This is a genomic window from Amycolatopsis sp. NPDC051371, assembly GCF_040682155.1.
GTDB lineage: Bacteria > Actinomycetota > Actinomycetes > Mycobacteriales > Pseudonocardiaceae > Amycolatopsis.
The window spans coordinates 20,099-37,187 of the sequence record NZ_JBFBAG010000019.1 but is presented as its reverse complement, the minus strand read 5'-3'; the positions used below and the strand labels follow the sequence as shown (position 1 = coordinate 37,187).

The 17,089-nt window shown below is 70.4% G+C and carries 15 protein-coding genes and 1 pseudogene; 11 read left to right on the top strand and 5 right to left on the bottom strand.

Going from position 1 to position 17,089, the window contains the following annotated elements:
• Window positions 1–281: 281 nt before the first annotated feature.
• Both AB0M59_RS23315 and AB0M59_RS23310 read right to left on the bottom strand, forming a co-directional pair.
• The gene (locus tag AB0M59_RS23315; RefSeq protein WP_364618148.1) at window positions 282–1,223 is read right to left on the bottom strand and encodes a sugar kinase; all 942 of its coding nucleotides are present in this window, start codon (window positions 1,221–1,223) and stop codon (window positions 282–284) included.
• Window positions 1,223–1,891 (bottom strand): class II aldolase/adducin family protein, encoded by a 669-nt coding sequence (locus tag AB0M59_RS23310; protein ID WP_364618147.1) that lies wholly within the window; start codon window positions 1,889–1,891, stop codon window positions 1,223–1,225. Before AB0M59_RS23310 ends, AB0M59_RS23315 begins: the two co-directional genes overlap by 1 nt.
• A 55-nt stretch (window positions 1,892–1,946) precedes the next feature.
• Here AB0M59_RS23310 and AB0M59_RS23305 point away from each other — a divergent pair, with 55 nt between their 5' ends.
• The 3 genes from AB0M59_RS23305 to AB0M59_RS23295 are packed head-to-tail and all read left to right on the top strand — an operon-like array spanning window position 1,947 to window position 3,803.
• Entirely contained in the window at window positions 1,947–2,540 is a 594-nt protein-coding gene (locus tag AB0M59_RS23305) for a TetR/AcrR family transcriptional regulator (RefSeq protein WP_364618145.1), read from the top strand.
• A 10-nt stretch (window positions 2,541–2,550) separates the two neighbouring features.
• A complete protein-coding gene (locus tag AB0M59_RS23300) occupies window positions 2,551–3,348 on the top strand; it encodes a thymidylate synthase (RefSeq protein ID WP_364618143.1) in 798 nt (265 codons plus the stop codon).
• Window positions 3,345–3,803, top strand: coding sequence for a dihydrofolate reductase (locus tag AB0M59_RS23295; RefSeq protein WP_364618141.1), 459 nt, complete (start codon window positions 3,345–3,347; stop codon window positions 3,801–3,803). Before AB0M59_RS23300 ends, AB0M59_RS23295 begins: the two co-directional genes overlap by 4 nt.
• Window positions 3,804–4,203: 400 nt before the next feature.
• Here AB0M59_RS23295 and AB0M59_RS23290 read toward each other — a convergent pair whose 3' ends face one another.
• Window positions 4,204–5,433, bottom strand: coding sequence for a DUF222 domain-containing protein (locus AB0M59_RS23290; RefSeq protein ID WP_364618139.1), 1,230 nt, complete (start codon window positions 5,431–5,433; stop codon window positions 4,204–4,206).
• 282 nt (window positions 5,434–5,715) lie between these two features.
• On the opposite strand from AB0M59_RS23290, the gene AB0M59_RS23285 reads away from it, so the two are divergent.
• A complete protein-coding gene (locus tag AB0M59_RS23285) occupies window positions 5,716–7,587 on the top strand; it encodes a ricin-type beta-trefoil lectin domain protein (protein ID WP_364618137.1) in 1,872 nt (623 codons plus the stop codon).
• A gap of 1 nt (window position 7,588) precedes the next feature.
• On the opposite strand, the gene AB0M59_RS23280 is transcribed toward AB0M59_RS23285, so the two are convergent.
• Window positions 7,589–8,620: a LacI family DNA-binding transcriptional regulator gene (locus AB0M59_RS23280; protein WP_364618135.1), complete on the bottom strand. Its 1,032-nt coding sequence runs from the start codon at window positions 8,618–8,620 to the stop codon at window positions 7,589–7,591.
• Between the two features lie 188 nt (window positions 8,621–8,808).
• Between AB0M59_RS23280 and AB0M59_RS23275 the strand changes: the two genes are divergently transcribed.
• From AB0M59_RS23275 to AB0M59_RS23250, 6 genes are all read left to right on the top strand, one after another.
• Window positions 8,809–10,101, top strand: a complete 1,293-nt coding sequence (locus tag AB0M59_RS23275; protein WP_364618133.1) for a sugar ABC transporter substrate-binding protein — start codon at window positions 8,809–8,811, stop codon at window positions 10,099–10,101.
• A gap of 5 nt (window positions 10,102–10,106) precedes the next feature.
• On the top strand, window positions 10,107–11,030 hold the full coding sequence (locus tag AB0M59_RS23270; protein ID WP_364618465.1) for a sugar ABC transporter permease: 924 nt from the start codon (window positions 10,107–10,109) through the stop codon (window positions 11,028–11,030).
• Window positions 11,027–11,824 (top strand): carbohydrate ABC transporter permease, encoded by a 798-nt coding sequence (locus AB0M59_RS23265; protein ID WP_364618131.1) that lies wholly within the window; start codon window positions 11,027–11,029, stop codon window positions 11,822–11,824. The genes AB0M59_RS23270 and AB0M59_RS23265 overlap by 4 nt, the downstream gene beginning before the upstream one ends.
• A gap of 29 nt (window positions 11,825–11,853) precedes the next feature.
• Window positions 11,854–13,737 carry a beta-L-arabinofuranosidase domain-containing protein gene (locus AB0M59_RS23260; protein WP_364618129.1) on the top strand — a complete coding sequence of 628 codons (1,884 nt, stop codon included), beginning with the start codon at window positions 11,854–11,856 and terminating at the stop codon, window positions 13,735–13,737.
• A 27-nt stretch (window positions 13,738–13,764) separates the two neighbouring features.
• Window positions 13,765–15,453 carry a carbohydrate-binding protein gene (locus AB0M59_RS23255; protein WP_364618127.1) on the top strand — a complete coding sequence of 563 codons (1,689 nt, stop codon included), beginning with the start codon at window positions 13,765–13,767 and terminating at the stop codon, window positions 15,451–15,453.
• A gap of 107 nt (window positions 15,454–15,560) precedes the next feature.
• Window positions 15,561–16,625 (top strand): RICIN domain-containing protein, encoded by a 1,065-nt coding sequence (locus tag AB0M59_RS23250; protein WP_364618125.1) that lies wholly within the window; start codon window positions 15,561–15,563, stop codon window positions 16,623–16,625.
• Here AB0M59_RS23250 and AB0M59_RS23245 read toward each other — a convergent pair.
• Window positions 16,550–16,834, bottom strand: coding sequence for a hypothetical protein (locus AB0M59_RS23245; protein ID WP_364618480.1), 285 nt, complete (start codon window positions 16,832–16,834; stop codon window positions 16,550–16,552). The two genes, AB0M59_RS23250 and AB0M59_RS23245, sit on opposite strands and share 76 nt — an antisense overlap.
• Between AB0M59_RS23245 and AB0M59_RS23240 the strand changes: the two are divergent.
• Window positions 16,731–17,036 (top strand): annotated as a pseudogene (locus AB0M59_RS23240) (RICIN domain-containing protein); the annotation flags it as partial. The gene AB0M59_RS23245 and the pseudogene AB0M59_RS23240 overlap by 104 nt on opposite strands.
• Window positions 17,037–17,089: the final 53 nt, after the last annotated feature.

Below are 17,089 nucleotides of genomic sequence, written 5' to 3'. Positions count from 1 at the left end.
AAAACGTCAAGTCAAGGGGTAGTGGTGCGTGAAAGCTGCAAAGTGACTCGCTCGCGGCTGCGGGGCGGTGGGTGGGCGGCGCTGTCCCAATGTGGCGTTGGGGGCGTGGGACGCACCGAATGCCACATTGGGTGCGTGGGACGCACCCAACGCCACATTGGGTCGCTGGCGGGGAGGGCGGCGCGGATCATGCGCCCCAATGCGGCCTTGGTTGCGTTGAACGCACCGAAGGCCGCCTTGGGTGCGTTGAGCGCACCGAAGGCCGCCTTGGGGCGCTTGGGTCAGTCGATCGGGAGCACCGGCGTGGAAGCCGCGAAGGCGTCTGCCGCGGCCAGGTCGAACTCGCCGTGGTCGCTGCCCAGCCCTTGCGCCACCAGTCCCGCCGCCGCGCACCCGAGCACAGCCGCCTCGCGAAGGGGGCGACCCAGACCGACTCCCCGCAAGAACCCCGCCGAGAACGCGTCGCCGCAGCCTGTCGTGTCGACCACCGGCACCTCGAACGCCGGCACCGCGAACGCTTCGGAAGCGGTCACCACCAGCGCCCCCAGAGCGCCTCGCGTGACCGCCACGCACCCGACACCCTGTGCGAGCAACGCGCGAGCGCCGTCCTCCAGCGAAACCGCGCCCGTCAAGCCCAGCACCTGCTCCTCGTTCGGCAGCAGGTAGTCCAAAGAGGACAAGGCCGGCGCGATCCACGCCTGCACCCCGGGATCACCCGGCGCCAGCAAGTCGGCCGACGTCACGACACCGGCGGCCCGAGCCGGCGCCAGGATCGAAGCCGCCGCGGCGCCGCCCATCAGCTCCGGCCCGCCGAGGTGCAGGTGAGTTGCGCGGGCAAACGCCGAAACTGCGGCCTCGGAAGGCTCGTAACCCAGGTTCGCGCCCGGCACGTGGAACGCGGGCCGGCTGCCGTCGGGGCGGATCGGGAGCACCGATGCCGACGTCTGCACGCCGGAGCGTCGCAGCACCAGCGACGTGTCGATACCGTACCGCGCGAGCATCGACAGCAGCAGGTCGCCGATGGGGTCGTCGCCGACCGCGCCCGCCGAACGGACTGAGGCGCCGAGCTTGGCCAGCGTCACCGCCGTGCCCGCGGCCGTCCCCGCCGGGCCGAAGCGGATCTGCTCCACCAGCGCCGCGCCCTGGCCCTCCGGGATGGCCTCGACCGGCCGGACCTGCACGTCGAACACGTGCGCGCCCAGTGTCACGACGGTCTGCGTCATCAGTCCTCGATCCGCCGGGGCCGGCCGTACCCACTCCGCACGGCCGCGGTCACGACGGCTTCCTGCTGCAGGTCGTCCAGCGCCCGAGGCGCGCCGAGTGCCGCCGCCCGGACGTACAGGCCGCACGCCCACTCCAGCAGCAGGGCGTTGTCCATCGCCGCGTCGAGGGTCGGGCCGTGGGCGATCGCGCCGTGGTTGGCCAGCAGCGCCGCGGCCTTGCCGTCGAGCGCCGCGAGCGTGCCCGCGGCCAGCTCCGCGGACCCGAACACGGCGAACGGCGCGACCCGGACCGCGCCGCCCAGCGCGAGCTGCTGGTAGTGCACGCAGGGGAGCTCGTCGAGCACCAGCGACACCGCGGTGGCCTGCGGCGAGTGCGTGTGCACGACCGCGCCCACGTCGTAGCGCCGGTAGATCCCCAGGTGGAGCTCGAGTTCCGACGTCGGCGCCAGCTCCCCGGCGACGACCGTGCCGTCGAGGTCGACGACGGTCACGTCGTCCGGCGTGGCCGCGCCCAGCACGATCCCCGTCGCGGTCACCGCCACGTGCTCGCCGGCCCGGACGCTCACGTTGCCGGCCGTGCCGATCAGCAGGCCTTCGCCGGCGAGGCCGTTGCTGGCGCGCGCCACCGCCCGCCGCGCGTCGTCGAGTACGGAACTTCCCACTGCCATGACCCCGAGGCTAGGATAAATACGAAACAAAGTCACGTTCAGGTTTGGAGTGGCCATGCCGCGAGTACCGCGTCAGGCCCGGGCCCGGGAGAAGCTGGCCCGGGTGCTCGAGGCCGCCGACCGGCTGCTCGCCGAGGAGGGCGTCGAGGCCCTCACGACGACCCGGGTCGCCGCCGCGGCCGGCGTCTCCGTCGGGACGCTCTACCAGTACCTGCCGGACCGCGACGCCATCACCGAAGCCCTGGCCGAGGGCTACCTCGCCCGGCTCGAAGACCTCATGACGGCCTTCGCCGACCAGGCGGCGAAGGAGACCTGGGACGACCCCGTCGCCCTGCTCGTCGACGCGTTCGCCGCGCTCTACCGCGCAGAGCCCGGGTTCCGCGCGCTCTGGCTGGGCCGCGGGCTGACCGAGGCGGCGCGGGAAGCCGACGTCGCCCACAAGCGCGTGATGGCCACCGGCGTGCACCGCGTCCTGGTCGCGCAGGGCTTGCTCCGCGACGACGACGAGGCCGCGACGGCGTGTCGCACCGCGTTCCTGGCCGCCGACGCCGTCATCCAGGAGGCGTTCCGCGCCGACCCCGACGGCGCCGCCGGACTCCTCGACCACCTCAAGGTGATGCTGCGGGCCTACCTCGAGCGGCTCGTCTAGGCTCGCGGGCATGCCCGACACGCAGTACGAAGACCTCCTCCGTCACGTCCTCGACACGGGAGCCCGCAAGGCCGACCGCACCGGCACGGGCACGCGGTCGATCTTCGGGCACCAGCTGCGCTACCGCCTGGCCGACGGCTTCCCGCTGGTCACGACGAAGAAGGTGCACTTCCGCTCGGTCGCGTACGAACTGCTGTGGTTCCTGCGCGGCGACGGGAACGTCGAGTGGCTCCGGGAGAATGGCGTCACGATCTGGGACGAGTGGGCCGCGCCGGACGGCGACCTCGGCCCGGTCTACGGCGTCCAGTGGCGGTCGTGGCCGACCCCGGACGGCGGGCACGTCGACCAGATCGCCGAGGTGCTGCGCACGCTGCGGGAGAACCCGGACTCGCGGCGGATCATCGTGTCGGCGTGGAACGTCGCCGACATCCCGCGGATGGCGCTGCCGCCGTGCCACGCGTTCTTCCAGTTCTACGTCGCCGACGGCGAGCTGTCCTGCCAGCTGTACCAGCGCAGCGCGGACCTGTTCCTGGGTGTGCCGTTCAACATCGCGAGCTACGCGCTGCTGACGCACATGATCGCTTCGCAGGTGGGGCTCGGTGTCGGCGACTTCGTGTGGACGGGCGGCGACTGCCACATCTACGACAACCACGAGGAGCAGGTCCGCAAGCAGCTCGCCCGCGAGCCGCGGCCGTTCCCCACACTGAGCTTGAAGCCGGCGGACAGCCTGTTCGACTACACCTACGAGCACATCGCGCTCGACGGCTACGACCCGCACCCCGGCATCAAGGCCCCGGTGGCGGTGTGATCGGTCTGGTCTGGGCCCAGTCGTCGAACGGCGTCATCGGCCGCGACGGCACGCTGCCGTGGCACCTGCCGGAGGACCTGAAGCACTTCCGCACGCTGACGTCGGGCGCGACCGTCCTCATGGGACGCCGCACATGGGAGTCGTTGCCACCGCGGTTCCGGCCACTACCGGGCCGGCGCAACGTCGTGCTGTCGCGAACGCCGCAGGAAGGCGTGGAGACGTTCCCGGATCTGCCGGGAGCACTTGGCGCGGTGTCCGAGGACTGCTGGGTGATCGGCGGCGCGGCGGTGTACGGCGCGGCGCTGCCGTTCGCGGACCGGATCGTGGTGACGGAGATCCGGGAGAGCTTCGAGGGCGACACGCGCGCGCCGGACGTGGGCCGCGCGCCGGACGAGGCCGGGGAGTGGCAGGAGTCGTCGACCGGGCTGCACTACCGGTTCCTGACCTGGGGTTGAGCCGGATCCGAGACCGCAGGCGGCGTGTGTCTTCGGAAGCTGGGTTCACGTTGTGGCCGCGCCGGCGGGTGGCCGTCGTTGCTGGGGTTGAGGTTGGTTTCCGCGGCAGGGGTGAGGGTGGCCGAGCTGTTGGCTCCTTCGGCGTGAGTGCTAGCCGGGAGGCGGCGTGTGCCCTCGGGTGCTGGGGCAATGTGGTGCCGCTGGCGGGTGGCCGCGGCAGTGTGAGGGTGGCCGGGCGTTGACTCCTTCGGTGTGAGCGCTGGCCGGAGACGGCGTGTGTCCTCGGGTGCTGGGTCAATGTTGTGGCCGTGCTGATGTGGGGCTGCCGACCCGGTAGCACCTTGGGGCGTGGGTGTAGGCCCGTAGCCGGTGGCTGCGGGCCTTTCCCATGTTCGGTTGTTCACGCCGCGAACGGCAGTGGTTGGTGGAGGTTGTTGCGCCTGGGTTTTCGGCGCTTGTCCAAAAAGACCGGTGGCAGGAACTCGGGCAACCCGTCGGCCGCGATGCGGACTTGCCAGCCCGAGCGATGCAACAGCCGATGGTGATGCGCGCACATCAGAACCAGGTTGCCTAGCTCCGTCGGGCCGCCATCAGCCCAATGTCGGACGTGGTGACCCTGACAGTGCCGCGGTGGGCGGTGACAGCCGGGGAAGGCGCAGCCTCGGTCGCGGAGGTACAGCGCGTGGCGCAGCGGGGTGGAGACCAAGCGTCGCTGGTGCCCCAGGTCGAGAGGTTCGCTCTTCGTCCCCAGCACTGCGGGGATGAGCTTGCAGTCACACGCGTAAATCCGGGCTTCGGCCGCCGACATTGTCCCGAGGTCGCCGAGGATGGCCCGGCCGACGCCGGACTTCAGGTCCTCCAGCGAGACTGCGACCATGACATGGGCTCGTTCACCGGCCTGCGTCGGCAACTCTGGCGAGTTCAACGCGAGGTCGATCGCGTCGGAGAACGCGTCGCCGTAGCGTTCCTGCGGGGAGCGGAGGTCGGGGCCTTCGTCGGTGGTGCGGCGTTGCGCGAGAGAATCCAGGAGGGCACTGGCTCGGGTGCCGGTTTCGTCGTCGAAGCGGCCCTGAAGTTCCCAGATCCCGGTTCTTTTGCGCCGCAACGACAGTTCGCGGCTGGGGGTGGCGGGTTCGGTCTCGTCGGGTGCGGCGCCGTCGGGGTCGAGGTGGGCCAGGATACGTGTCCCGAGGGCGGCAACCTGCTTGTGTCCGGCGTCTTCGGCGAAGGAGAGCAGGTGCCGCTCAGCCTCGTCGCGGTGCTCGAGCGGGACCTGGGTCATCACACCGACGATGGTGTCGATCATCGGGGTGCTCAACCGACCGTCCAATGCGGCAGCGCCGGTGGCGGGAGCGACGGCGGGGATCGGGGTGCCGTCGAGGGTGTGGCTGGAGGTGAGGGCTCGGGCTCGTTTGACGACGGTCTCGGCGGCAGCCTTGGGGACATCGGCGAGGTGCTCGAATAGCCGCGCAACAGACCGGTAGCCGAAGAGTTCCATGACACCGCGGGTCTCGATTTCGGCGAGCAGTGAACCGATCTCGGCCTCGGCGGACCGTGCGACGGTGAGCAGGGTGGAGATGCGGTCGGCCAGGGCCACCGCATCTGCTTTCCACGCCGTTTCGCTGTCCACACACCAAGATTACCGGTGGTCGAACGCCTGGTCATCACACGAAGGGGTGATCCACTATGAACACGGCAGGGGCACCGTTGCGTGGGGAATCGGCGCTCTCGCACCGAGCAGCAAGCAACAACACGAGGCGCCGATTTCCTACGCCCCGGCGAAGCCGCATCTTGAGAACCCCGACACCAACCGACTTTCCGCCCTTGACGTGAGCCCCCCGGAGGTCAACACTACAGCCTTAGCCCAAAATGTTAACGCTAACACATTCGACGACGAGGTCGGAGCGAAGCCATGAAGCTGCGCCACGCGATGTCCATCCTCCTGCTGCTCACCGGGACGCTCCTGGGGACGGGCACCGCGAGCGCCGCGGAATCCCCGGTCTCGCCACCCGCGATGGGTTGGGCGTCGTGGAACTCCTTCGCCGCCAAAATCGACTACAACGTCATCAAGACGCAGGCTGACGCGCTGGTGTCGTCGGGTCTGAAGGACGCCGGCTACAGCTACGTCAACATCGACGAAGGCTGGTGGCAGGGAACCCGCGACGGAGCCGGGAACATCACCGTCGACAACGCGGAATGGCCGGGCGGGATGAAGGCGATCGCCGACTACCTGCACGGCAAGGGCTTGAAGGCCGGCATCTACACCGACGCCGGGCGCGACGGCTGCGGCTACTACTTCCCGACCGGCCGCCCCGCGGCACCGGGCTCCGGCAGTGAAGGCCACTACCTGCAGGACATGCTGCAGTTCCAGCGCTGGGGCTTCGACTTCGTCAAGGTCGACTGGTGCGGCGGCGACGCCGAGGGTCTCGACCCGGCGAGCACCTACCGGGCGATCAGCGACGCCAACCGCGCCGCGACCGCGCAGACCGGGCGCACGCTCACCCTCTCGATCTGCGACTGGGGCAAGAAGAACCCGTGGAACTGGGGCGCCGGCATGGCCCCGATGTGGCGCACCAGCACGGACATCATCTACTACGGCCAGACGGCGACCCTCCCGCAGGCGCTGACCAACTTCGACCAGGCGCAGCACCCCGTCTCGCAGCACACCGGATACGTCAACGACCCCGACATGCTCACCGTCGGCATGCCCGGGCTGACCGCAGCGCAGGGTCGCACCGAGATGGGCATGTGGGCGGTCTCCGGCGCGCCGCTGCTCGCCGGCAACAATCTCGCGACGATGAGCGCGGAAACGGCGTCGATCCTGAAGAACCGTGAGGTCATCGCCGTCGACCAGGACTCCCGCGGCCTGCAAGGGGTGAAGGTCGCCGAGGACGTCGCCGGTCTCCAGGTCTACGGCAAGGTCCTCAGTGGATCGGGCAAGCGCGCGGTCCTGCTGCTGAACCGGACGTCGTCGGCCGCGACGATGACCGCGCGCTGGGCCGACCTCGGACTCACCCCGACCGAAGCGAAGGTCCGGAACCTCTGGACCGCCGGCGACAAAGGCAACTACGCCAACGGTTACAGCGTGAGCGTCCCGGCCAACGACTCGGTGCTGCTGACCGTCCAGGGCACCGACGCCGCATCGACGCACGGCACGACGTTTTCCGCTGCCGCAACGGGTCTGGCCGTCGCGACCTTCACCTACAGCGCGACCACCACGCAGACGCCGCCCCTCGCGGTGAACGGCCAGCAGCCGACCGTCCTGAAGTTCCCGGCGACCGGGGGAGCGGCCAAGGCCGTCTCCGCCGTCGTGTCCCTGGGCAAAGGCACGAACACCCTGACGTTCACGGGCACGCCACCGCAGCTCACCGACGTCGCGATCCTGCCGCTGCCCGGCACCACTGGCGTCCAGGTGGTGGGCACGCAGTCGAACCGGTGCCTCGACGTCGACGACAACAGCATCACCAACGGCGTCCAGGCCCAGCTGTGGGACTGCGCCGCCGGGCCGAACCAGACGTGGACGCCGGCGCGCGGGCAGCTCGTCGTCAACGGCACCAAATGCCTGGACGCCTACGACAGCGGCACGACGAACGGCACCGCGGTCGTCATCTGGGACTGCAACGGCCAGCGCAACCAGCAGTGGACCCTGAACGCGAATGGCACCATCACGAACGCGGTGTCGGGGCTGTGCCTGGACGCGAGCGGCGCCGGCACCGCGAACGCCACGAAGATCATCCTCTGGGCCTGCGGCGGCGGGGCCAACCAGCAGTGGACCCGGCGGTGACCTACGCGGTCGAGTCGCGGATCACCAGCCGGCACGGCCGCGTGTGCGGGCCGGGAGAAGGTGAGCCGTTGATCGCCGCCAGCAGCAGGTCGGCGGCGGTCCGCCCGAGTGTCTCCAGTTCCATGTCGACGCTGGTCAGCGGCGGCTGGCAGGCCAGCGCCATGACGTCCCAGTTGTCGAAGCCGACCAGCGCGACGTCGTCGGGGACGCGCCGGCCGGCCGCCTGCAGGGCGTCGGCGACGCCGCGGGCGATCTGGTCGCTGCCGCAGAACACCGCGTCGAACGGAGAACCCGCGCCGAGCAGCATCCGGACCGCCTGCCGGCCCCACGCCTCGCTCCACTCGCCGAACATCGGCGCGCCGACGAGATCCAGGCCGTCCGAGGCGAGCCGCTCGACGGCCGCGGTCGCGCGCACCGTCGCCGAATGGTGGTGCTCAGGCCCGGTGACGTGGGCGATGCGACGGCGTCCGGTGGCCAGGAGGTGCTCGACGGCCTTGCGAGCCCCACCCGCCTCGTCCGGCACGACGGAACAGTCGTGCGGGTCGGCCGAGCTGATGAACGCGTACACGACGGGGATGGGCAGGGCCGCGCCGATCGGCGGGCGGGCCTGGGTCCGGCGGCCGGTGACGATGATGCCGTCGACCCGGCGGGACAGCAGCGTGCGCAGGTAGTACTGCTCGCGGATCGGGTCGTCGCGGGCGTCGCAGAGGAAGACCGACATCTCGCCGGCGCCCAGCGCGTCCTCCGCGCCCATCATCAGCGGGATGCTGAACCGGCCGATCGTGTCGGTGGTGATCATGCCGACGGTGTAGGTGCGGCCCGAGTTGAGGGTGACGGCGGCCCGGTTGGGCTGGAAGCCCAGCTGCTCGGCGGCGGACAGCACGCGCTGCCTGGTCTCCGCGCGCAGCGACCCGCGGCCGTTGAGCGCCTTCGACGCCGTGCCGACCGAGACGCCGGCCAGCAGTGCGACCTCGCTGATCGTGGCCGGCTTGGCGACGTTTCCGGGAGTTTCCGAAAGTTTCCTCGGGGGCATGGTGGCACAGTACCTCCGGCCACGAGCGACGACCACCAGCAATGCCGATGCTGTGGTGCAAACGGCGCTTGACGAGCCCGCGACGAAGAGCCTAACTTGATTCGGCAACCGGTTTCCGAGTTTTCCCGGATACCGCCTCGCTTCGCTCCTCGACGTTCACAGGCGGCGGCCTCCCGTTAGGAGAGTCGATGACTTCGCACATCCGAACCAGGCTCGCGGCCGCGATCGCGGGCGTGCTCGTCCTCGCGTCCTGCCAGAGCGGGCCGTCCGGGGCGGCGGCCGGCGACACCGCCGGCGTGGACGACGGGACCACGATCACCATGTGGACCCGGTCGCCGACGGCCACCTTCAGCCAGACGCTGATCGACGCCTACAACGCGAGCCACAAGAACAAGGTGAAGCTGACGGTCTTCCCGGCCGACTCCTACCAGCAGAAGGTCGGCACCGCCGCGGGCGCGCGGCAGCTGCCGGACCTGCTGGCCGCCGACGTCGTCTACGCGCCGAACTACGCGGCCAAGGGCCTGTTCCTCGACCTCACCGACCGCGTGAACCAGCTGCCGTTCAAGGGTTCCCTCGCCTCGGCGCACATGAAGGCGGCGACCTTCGAAGGCAAGCACTACGCGCTGCCGCACGACATCGACCTGTCCGCGATGTTCTACAACAAGGTGCTCTTCACCCGCGCCGGCTTGGACCCCGAGAAACCACCCGCCACCATGGACGAAGTGCTCGCCGCGGCCCGCAAGATCGCCGCGCTCGGCGGCGACACCAAGGGCTACTTCTTCGGCGGCGCCTGCCCGGGCTGCCAGCTGTTCACGAGCTGGCCGATGATCTGGGCCTCCGGCGGCACGGTGCTCAACGACCAGGGCACCGCGGCGACGCTCGACAGCCCGCAGTCCGCCCAGGTCTACTCGCTGCTGCGGCAGCTCTACACCGACGGCGTCGTGCCGGCGTCGGCGAAGAACGAATCCGGGCCGACGTGGACCCAGCCGTTCCTCGACGGCAAGATCGGCATCCAGCCGATGGGCGCGACCGCGTTGCAGGGCATGAAGGAAGGGCCGGACCTGCAGGTCGGCGTCGCGCCGATCCCCGGCCTGACCGGCGGCAGCTCGTCGTTCGTCGGCGGGGACGTCGTCGGTATCGGCAGCAACAGCCAGCACGCCGCGGCCGCGTGGGACTTCATCGCCTGGACGCTGTCGGATGCGGCCCAGGTCGACGTCGTCGCCAAGAGCAAGAACATCACCGTCCGGTCCGACCTGGCCGACAACACCTACGCCAAGCAGGACCCGCGGCTCGGGGTGTTCAACCGGCTCGCCGGCCAGGGCCAGACGCCGATCTCGGTCAACTTCGGCAAGACGTTCAACGACACCAACGGTCCCTGGACCGCGACGGTGATCGACGCGGTGTTCGGCGGCGGTGACGTCGGCTCGATCCTGAAGCAGCACAACGCGGCCGTCACCGAATCCCTCGCCGGCGGCAGCTGACGATGGTGTCGCTCTTGTCCTCGCGGGCACCGGCGCCGGAGACCCCGGCGCCGGCACCCCGCCGTCGCGGCTCGATCGCCCGGAACCGGCGCCGGCTCGGCCTCGCCTACGCCACCCCGATGGCCGTGCTCGTCGCGGTCTTCTTCGTCATCCCGCTCGGGCTGATGCTGTGGATGTCGGTCAACCACTGGCCGCTGGTCGGCGTCTCGGCACCCAACGGCGTCGAGAACTACGACGCGCTGAGCGACCCGCTGTTCCTGCGCGCGGTCGGGTTCACGGTGAAGTACACGCTGGTCACGACCGTGGTGCTCGGCGTCGTCGCGTTCGGGCTGGCGCTGCTGGTGCAGCACGACCGGCCCGGCACCGGCGTGGCCCGGACGGTGTTCTTCCTGCCCAGCGCGGTCGGGCTCGCGTCGACCAGCCTGCTGTTCTACGGGCTGTTCAACACCGACTCGAGCGCGCTCAACCACTTGGTGGACACTCTCGGCTTCGGCCGCGTGGACTGGCTCGGCTCGGGCGGCAGCGCGCTCGGCTCGACCGTCGGGATGATCACCTGGCGGTTCGCCGGGTTCTACATGCTCATCCTGATGACCGGCCTGCAGAGCATCGACCCGGCGCTGTACGAGGCCGCGCGCATCGACGGCGCCACCCGGTGGCAGATCCTCTGGCGGGTGACGCTGCCGCTGCTGCGCCCGACGCTCGCGCTCGCGGCGGTGCTGTCGCTGACCGGCTCGCTGCTCGCGTTCGACCAGTTCTTCATCCTGACCGGCGGCCGGCACGACACCGCCACGGTCGTCATCGACATCTACCGCGAGGCGTTCCTGTCGCAGGATCTGGGCCGGGCCGCCGCGGTGTCGGTCGCGACGCTCGCCGTGCTCATCGTCCTCAACGTCGCGCAGCTGCGCCTGATCCGCCGGGAGGGACGGTGATCCGGAATGCGGGCCGGTACGTCACGAGCGCGGCGCTGGCCGTGCTGTTCCTGCTGCCGTTGCTGTGGACGCTCTACTCGTCGCTGACCGGGCGGGAGGCCGGCGACTCCGGGACCGACAACTACCGGCGGCTCGCCGAGTACGGCACCGGCCTCGGCACCTACCTGCTCAACACGACCGTCGTCGCGCTCGTCGCGGTGAGCGTCACCGTCGTGACGACCACCCTCGGCGGCTACGCCATGGCCCGGCTCGCCTTCCCCGGACGCAACCTGCTGTTCCTGGTCACCCTGGCCATCCTGATGGTGCCCTACACGACGATCCTGGTGCCGCTCTACATCCTGCTCGGCTGGCTCGGCCTGCAGAACTCCCTCATCGGGCTGGGCCTGGTCATGGCCGTGCTCCAGCTGCCGTTCGGGCTGTTCATGATGCGCAACTCCTTCGAAGCGCTGCCGATCGAGCTCGAGGAAGCGGCGCTGATCGACGGCTGCTCGATCGGCGGCGCGCTGCGCCGGGTACTGCTGCGCGGGGTGCTGCCCGGCGTCGTCACCATCGCGCTGTTCTCGTTCCTGGCGGCGTGGAACGAGTTCGTCGCGCCGCTGATCTTCCTCACCGACGGCGAGAAGTTCACGCTGCCCGTCGCCCTGTTCAACCTGCAGTCCGGCAGCCTCGGCTCGGTCGACTTCGGGGCCCTGCAAGCGGGAGTGGTGGTCTCCGCCCTGCCGTGCGTGGCGGTCTTCCTCGTCCTGCAGCGGTACTACCTCCGCGGCTTCACCTCGGGAGCCCTCAAGGGCTGAACCATTCAACGGCGCGACAGGAGCACCCGATGACCGAACGCATCCTCGGCCCCGCCCACCCTACGTCCGCCGCGATGTCCGCTCTGCGGCCCCTCTTCCTCGGTGCCGTCACCTTCGAGCCGGACAGCCTGCTCGGCCGCTGGCAGGAGCGCAACGCGACCCGGACCCTGCCCCACTGCGTCGACCAGCTCGACGCCGCGGGGGCGATGGACAACCTCCGGCGCGTCACCGGCGAGGTCGAAGCCGGCCGGCGGAACATGTGGTTCGCCGACTCCGACGTCTACAAGACCCTCGAAGCCGCCGCCTGGCAGCTCGGCCGGACCCCGGACGACGCCGAGCTGCGCGCGTTCCTCGACACCACCGCCGCGCTGGTGGCGAAGGCGCAGGGGGAGGACGGCTACCTGAACTCGTACTTCGCCGTCGACAAGCCCGAGCTGCGGTGGCGGAAACTGCACTGGAGCCACGAGCTGTACTGCGCGGGACACCTGATCCAGGCCGCGGTCGCCGCCGCGCGGGCCGGGGTGGGCGCCCAGCTCGTCACGGTCGCCCGGCGCTTCGCGGACCTGATCGTCGAGCGGTTTTCGGTCGTCGACGACGTCGACGGGCACCCGGAGATCGAGACGGCCTTGGCCGAGCTGTACCGGGTGACCGGGCACCGCCCGTACCTGGACCTGGCGCGGCGGTTCCTCGACCTGCGCGGGCACGGCCTGATCGACGGCGAGCGGTTCGGCCCGCGGTACCTGCAGGACCACGTGCCCGTCCGGGAAGCCGACGAGGTCGCCGGGCACGTCGTGCGCCAGCTCTACCTGCTGGCCGGCGTCGTGGACGTCGCCGTCGAGACCCGCGACGACTCGTTGCTCGACGCCGCCCGGCGCGTGTGGGCCGACGCGTTCGGCGCGAAGACCTACCTCACCGGCGCGCAGGGCTCGCGGCACCGCGACGAGGCGTTCGGCGACCCGTACGAGCTGCCGCCCGACCGCGCGTACGGCGAGACCTGCGCCGGGATCGCGAGCTTCCAGGCGAACTGGCGGCTGCTGCTGGCCACCGGCGAGCGCAAGTACGCCGACGAGATGGAAGGCGCGCTGTACAACGTGATCGCGGGTTCGACCGCGATGGACGGCACGCACTTCTTCTACTCCAACCCGCTGCACCTGCGCACCGGCCACGACGGCTCGCACGAGGACGCGCCGTCGCAGCGCCTGCCGTGGTACTCGTGCGCCTGCTGCCCGCCCAACCTGGCCCGGCTGGTCTCGTCGCTGTCCGGGTACGTGGCGACCACCGACCACGGTGGCCTGCAGATGCACCTTTATGCCGCCGGGACGCTCCGGACCACTGTGGACGGTGCCGACGTGCGGATCGTCACGCGCACCGAGTACCCGTGGGACGGCCGGATCGAGCTGACCGTGACGACCGACGCGGCGCTGACGCTGGCCCTGCGCATCCCGGGCTGGGCGTCCGGCGCGCTGGTCGACGGCGCGCCCGCCGACGTCCGCGACGGCTACGCCGAGGTGCGCCGCGACTGGTCCGCCGGCGCCACGGTCACCCTGGAGCTGCCGATGCCCGCTCGCATCGTCCGGCCGCACCCGCGGATCGACGCCGTGCGCGGCTGCGTCGCCGTCACGCGCGGGCCGCTCGTCTACTGCCTGGAGCAGGCCGACCTCCCCGGCGGCGTCACGCTGGAAGACGTCCGGATCGACCCGGCCGAGCGGCTCGCCGAGGGGCAGTCGCCGGACGTCCCGGTGACCCTCACCGCGCGGGGTTCTGTCGAGGCACCCGCGTCCGAGGAGCTGTACGGCGCCGGTGCCGCCGGGCCCGGCGAGCCGGTCGAACTGATCGCGATCCCGTACTTCCTGTGGGGCAACCGGACTCCCGGCCCGATGCGGGTCTGGATCCCGGTCGCCACCACGGAGTGACCCGTCCCCGACAGGATCGAGGTTCCGATGACACTACTGTCACGACGCACGCTCGCGCTCGCGGTCGCCGTTCTCACCGCCCTCACGGTGGTGGCTCCGGCGCAGGCCGCCGGGCACACCCTCGTGGTGAACGCCGCGGCGCCGTTCCGGCCGGTCACGCACGCCGTCGCCGGCGGCCTCTACGCGCTGGCCGAGAACAACCGGCCGGCGGATTCGACGCTGCTGCCCCTCAAGCTGAACACCCTCACCCAGCCGCCGCCGGACGTCGGCCAGAAGCCGAACGGCCAGCCGCCCGGCGGCGACGCGCTGAAGATCGCGCCGCAGGCGGACCGCGTCGGCGCCGCGCAGGTGATCCGGATGCCGGACATCTACCCGGACTTCCCGTACAAGTGGGTGAGCTGGGACGACTGGCTGGCCAAAGTGGACACGATGGTCTCGAAGCGGCTCGCGGCCACTTCGGTGAGCAACGTGGCCGCGTGGGAGATCTGGAACGAGCCCGACGGCACCTGGAACACCGCCGCGGCGGGCGACTTCAACGCCGGCTGGGCGCGGACCGTGCAGCGGATCCGGACCCGCGACACCATCACGCCCGTCGCCGGGCCCGGGTACTCGAGCTGGAACACCGACCGGATGCGGACGTTCCTGACCGCGGCGAAGAGCACGAACACCGTGCCGGACGTCGTCGTCTGGCACGAGCTGGGCCACAGCAGCGCGTCGATCGCCGCCGACGTCGCCGCGTACCGGTCCCTGGAGTCGTCGCTCGGCATCAGCCCGCGGCAGATCTTCATCAACGAGTACGCGTGGACGGACGAGGTCGATGTCCCCGGGCGCGTCGCGAACTACGTCTCGAAGCTGGAGCGCGCCGGGGTGGCGGCCGCCGACCGGGCGTTCTGGTACGAGTACGGGACCGTGAACGGCCTGGTCGTCAACAACACCCAGCCGACCGGGACGTGGTGGCTCTACAAGTGGTACGGCGATATGGCGGGCTCGATGGTGAGCACGACGCCGCCCGCCCAGTCCGGATTGGACGGTTTCGCCGCCTATGACTCGACGCGCAAACGCGTCGACGTCGTGTTCGGTGACGAGGCGGGGAGCAACTCGGTGCGGGTGACCGGGCTCAGCGGCACGGTCCGCGTCACCCTGGAGTCGACGCCGTCGTCGGGGCGGTTCACGGCGGTGTCCGCGCCGACCGTGCTGTCCACCTCGACCTACACCGTCGCGAATGGACAGATCACGGTGCCGGTGGCGAACATGTCCGCGACCAGCGCTTACCACTTGGTCGTCGAACCGACCAGCGGTGTGCCCGTCTACCAGCAGCGGTACGAGGCCGAGAACGCGTCGGTGTTCCGCGCGCAACGGCTGTCGAGTTCCACCGCGTCCAACAGTGGTTACGTCGGCCGCATCGACAACAGCGGTGACCCGCGCAACGACAGCTACGTCGACTTCATCGTGAACGTCCCGAGCGCCCGCGCCTACACGATGACCATCGGGTACGCGAACGGCACGGGAGCGACGTCGACGCAGGGCCTGGCCTACAACGGCGGTGGCTGGTCGACGGTCAGCTACCCGCCGACCGCCGGGTGGGGTCGGTTCGGCACGGTTTCGACGTCGGTGAACCTGCACACGGGCTACAACACGATCCGGCTGGCCAAGGGCGCGCCGTTCTTCGCCGGCGGCACCGGCTACGCCGAGCTCGACTACCTCCAGCTGAACTGAACCACCGGAACGGCACACGGGAGCGCACCCGGCCCACACTGTTAACGCTAACAACCGAAGAATGCGAGGACTCGATGACGCGTCCGCTATTTCGGCATGCGTGTGACGTGGCACGGCTGGCCGCCGTCGTGGTGGTGTGCCTCGTGGCCGGCTTGCTCTCCATGGGCACCGCGCAGGCTGCGACGGCCTTCACCAGCACGGTCGTCAACCAGGCCAACGGAAACTGCGCGACCGTGCCCAACGGGAACAGCGCGGTGCAGCTGACCCAGTCGAGCTGCACTTCGTCCGCCGGGCAGTCGTTCCGATTCACCCCGGTGTCCGGTGACGTCTACACCATCAGCACCTTCACGTCCGGGAGCTGCCTGGACATCTCCGGCGCGTCCACTTCGGACAACGCCGCGGTGATCCAGTACGCGTGCCACTCCGGGACCAACCAGCAGTTCCGGGTCCAGGCCTCGGGAACTGTCTTCGCCCTCGTGGCGGTCGGCTCGGGCAAGTGTGTCAGGGCGGTGAACAACCTGCTCGTCCAGCTGCCGTGCGCCTCGGCGAGCGCATGGCGGCTGGCCGGTTACCCGAGTCAGAACCCGGCGGAGAAGACCGTGCGGGTGTGGCTGCTGCGGCCGTCCGACGTGCCGTTCGACCAGCGCTACCCGGACGGCATCGCGAACGTGCTGCGCGAAGCCCAGCGGTACTACGGGCAGGAACTCGGCAAGACGTTCCGGCTGGCCGAGCCGGTGGTGCAGGTCGTCACCGGCGAGCACGTCAAGAGCTGGTACGAGAACACGCCCAACGGCAGCGACCGCTACTGGTGGGCCGTCTTCAACATGCAGCAAGAGCTCCTGCGGCGGTTCGACGTGCACGCGCCGGACAGCCGGTGGATCAACGTCGGCGAGGTCATTGCCGAAGGCCAGGGCGCGGGCGGCGGCGGGGGTGGCGGCTGGGTGATCCTCTGCCAGCACGACGCCGACGGTGCCGCCGGGATCAACGGCCCGATGAACCGCTGGTACGGCGGCATGGTGCACGAGCTCGGCCACGCCTTCGGCCTGCCGGACTCGACCTCGACCGACGGGACGCCGATGTCGGCGTCGTTCTACGACTACCCGAACACGCACTTCAGCCCGAGCCAGAAGACCGCGATCCTCAACGGCCCGTACGGCTCCTTCCTCTTCTGAGCGGGGAGAAACCCGATGAGACGTCCAGTGCTCTTAGCCGCTTTGCTGGTGGCCGGCGCAGCCGTGGTGGTCCCGGCGAACGCCGCGGCCACGTTCACCAGCACGATGGTCAACCCGGCCACCGGGACCTGCGCCACCGTGCCCGACTCCACCAGCGCCGTCCAGCTGACCCAGACGGCGTGCACCTCCGGCGCCGGCCAGTCGTTCACGTTCACCCCGGCGTCCGGGGACGCCTACACGATCGGCACGTTCACCTCCGGCAGCTGCGTGGACATCTTCGGCGCGTCCACCGCGGACAACGCCGCGGTGATCCAGTACGCGTGCCACTCGGGCACCAACCAGCAGTTCCGGCTGCAGTCGGTGGCCACGAACACGTTCAGCGTCGTCGCCGTCAGCTCGGGCAAGTGCGTCGTCCCCGCGAACAACGCGCTCGTCCAGCTGCCGTGCTCCGGCTCGAGCACCGC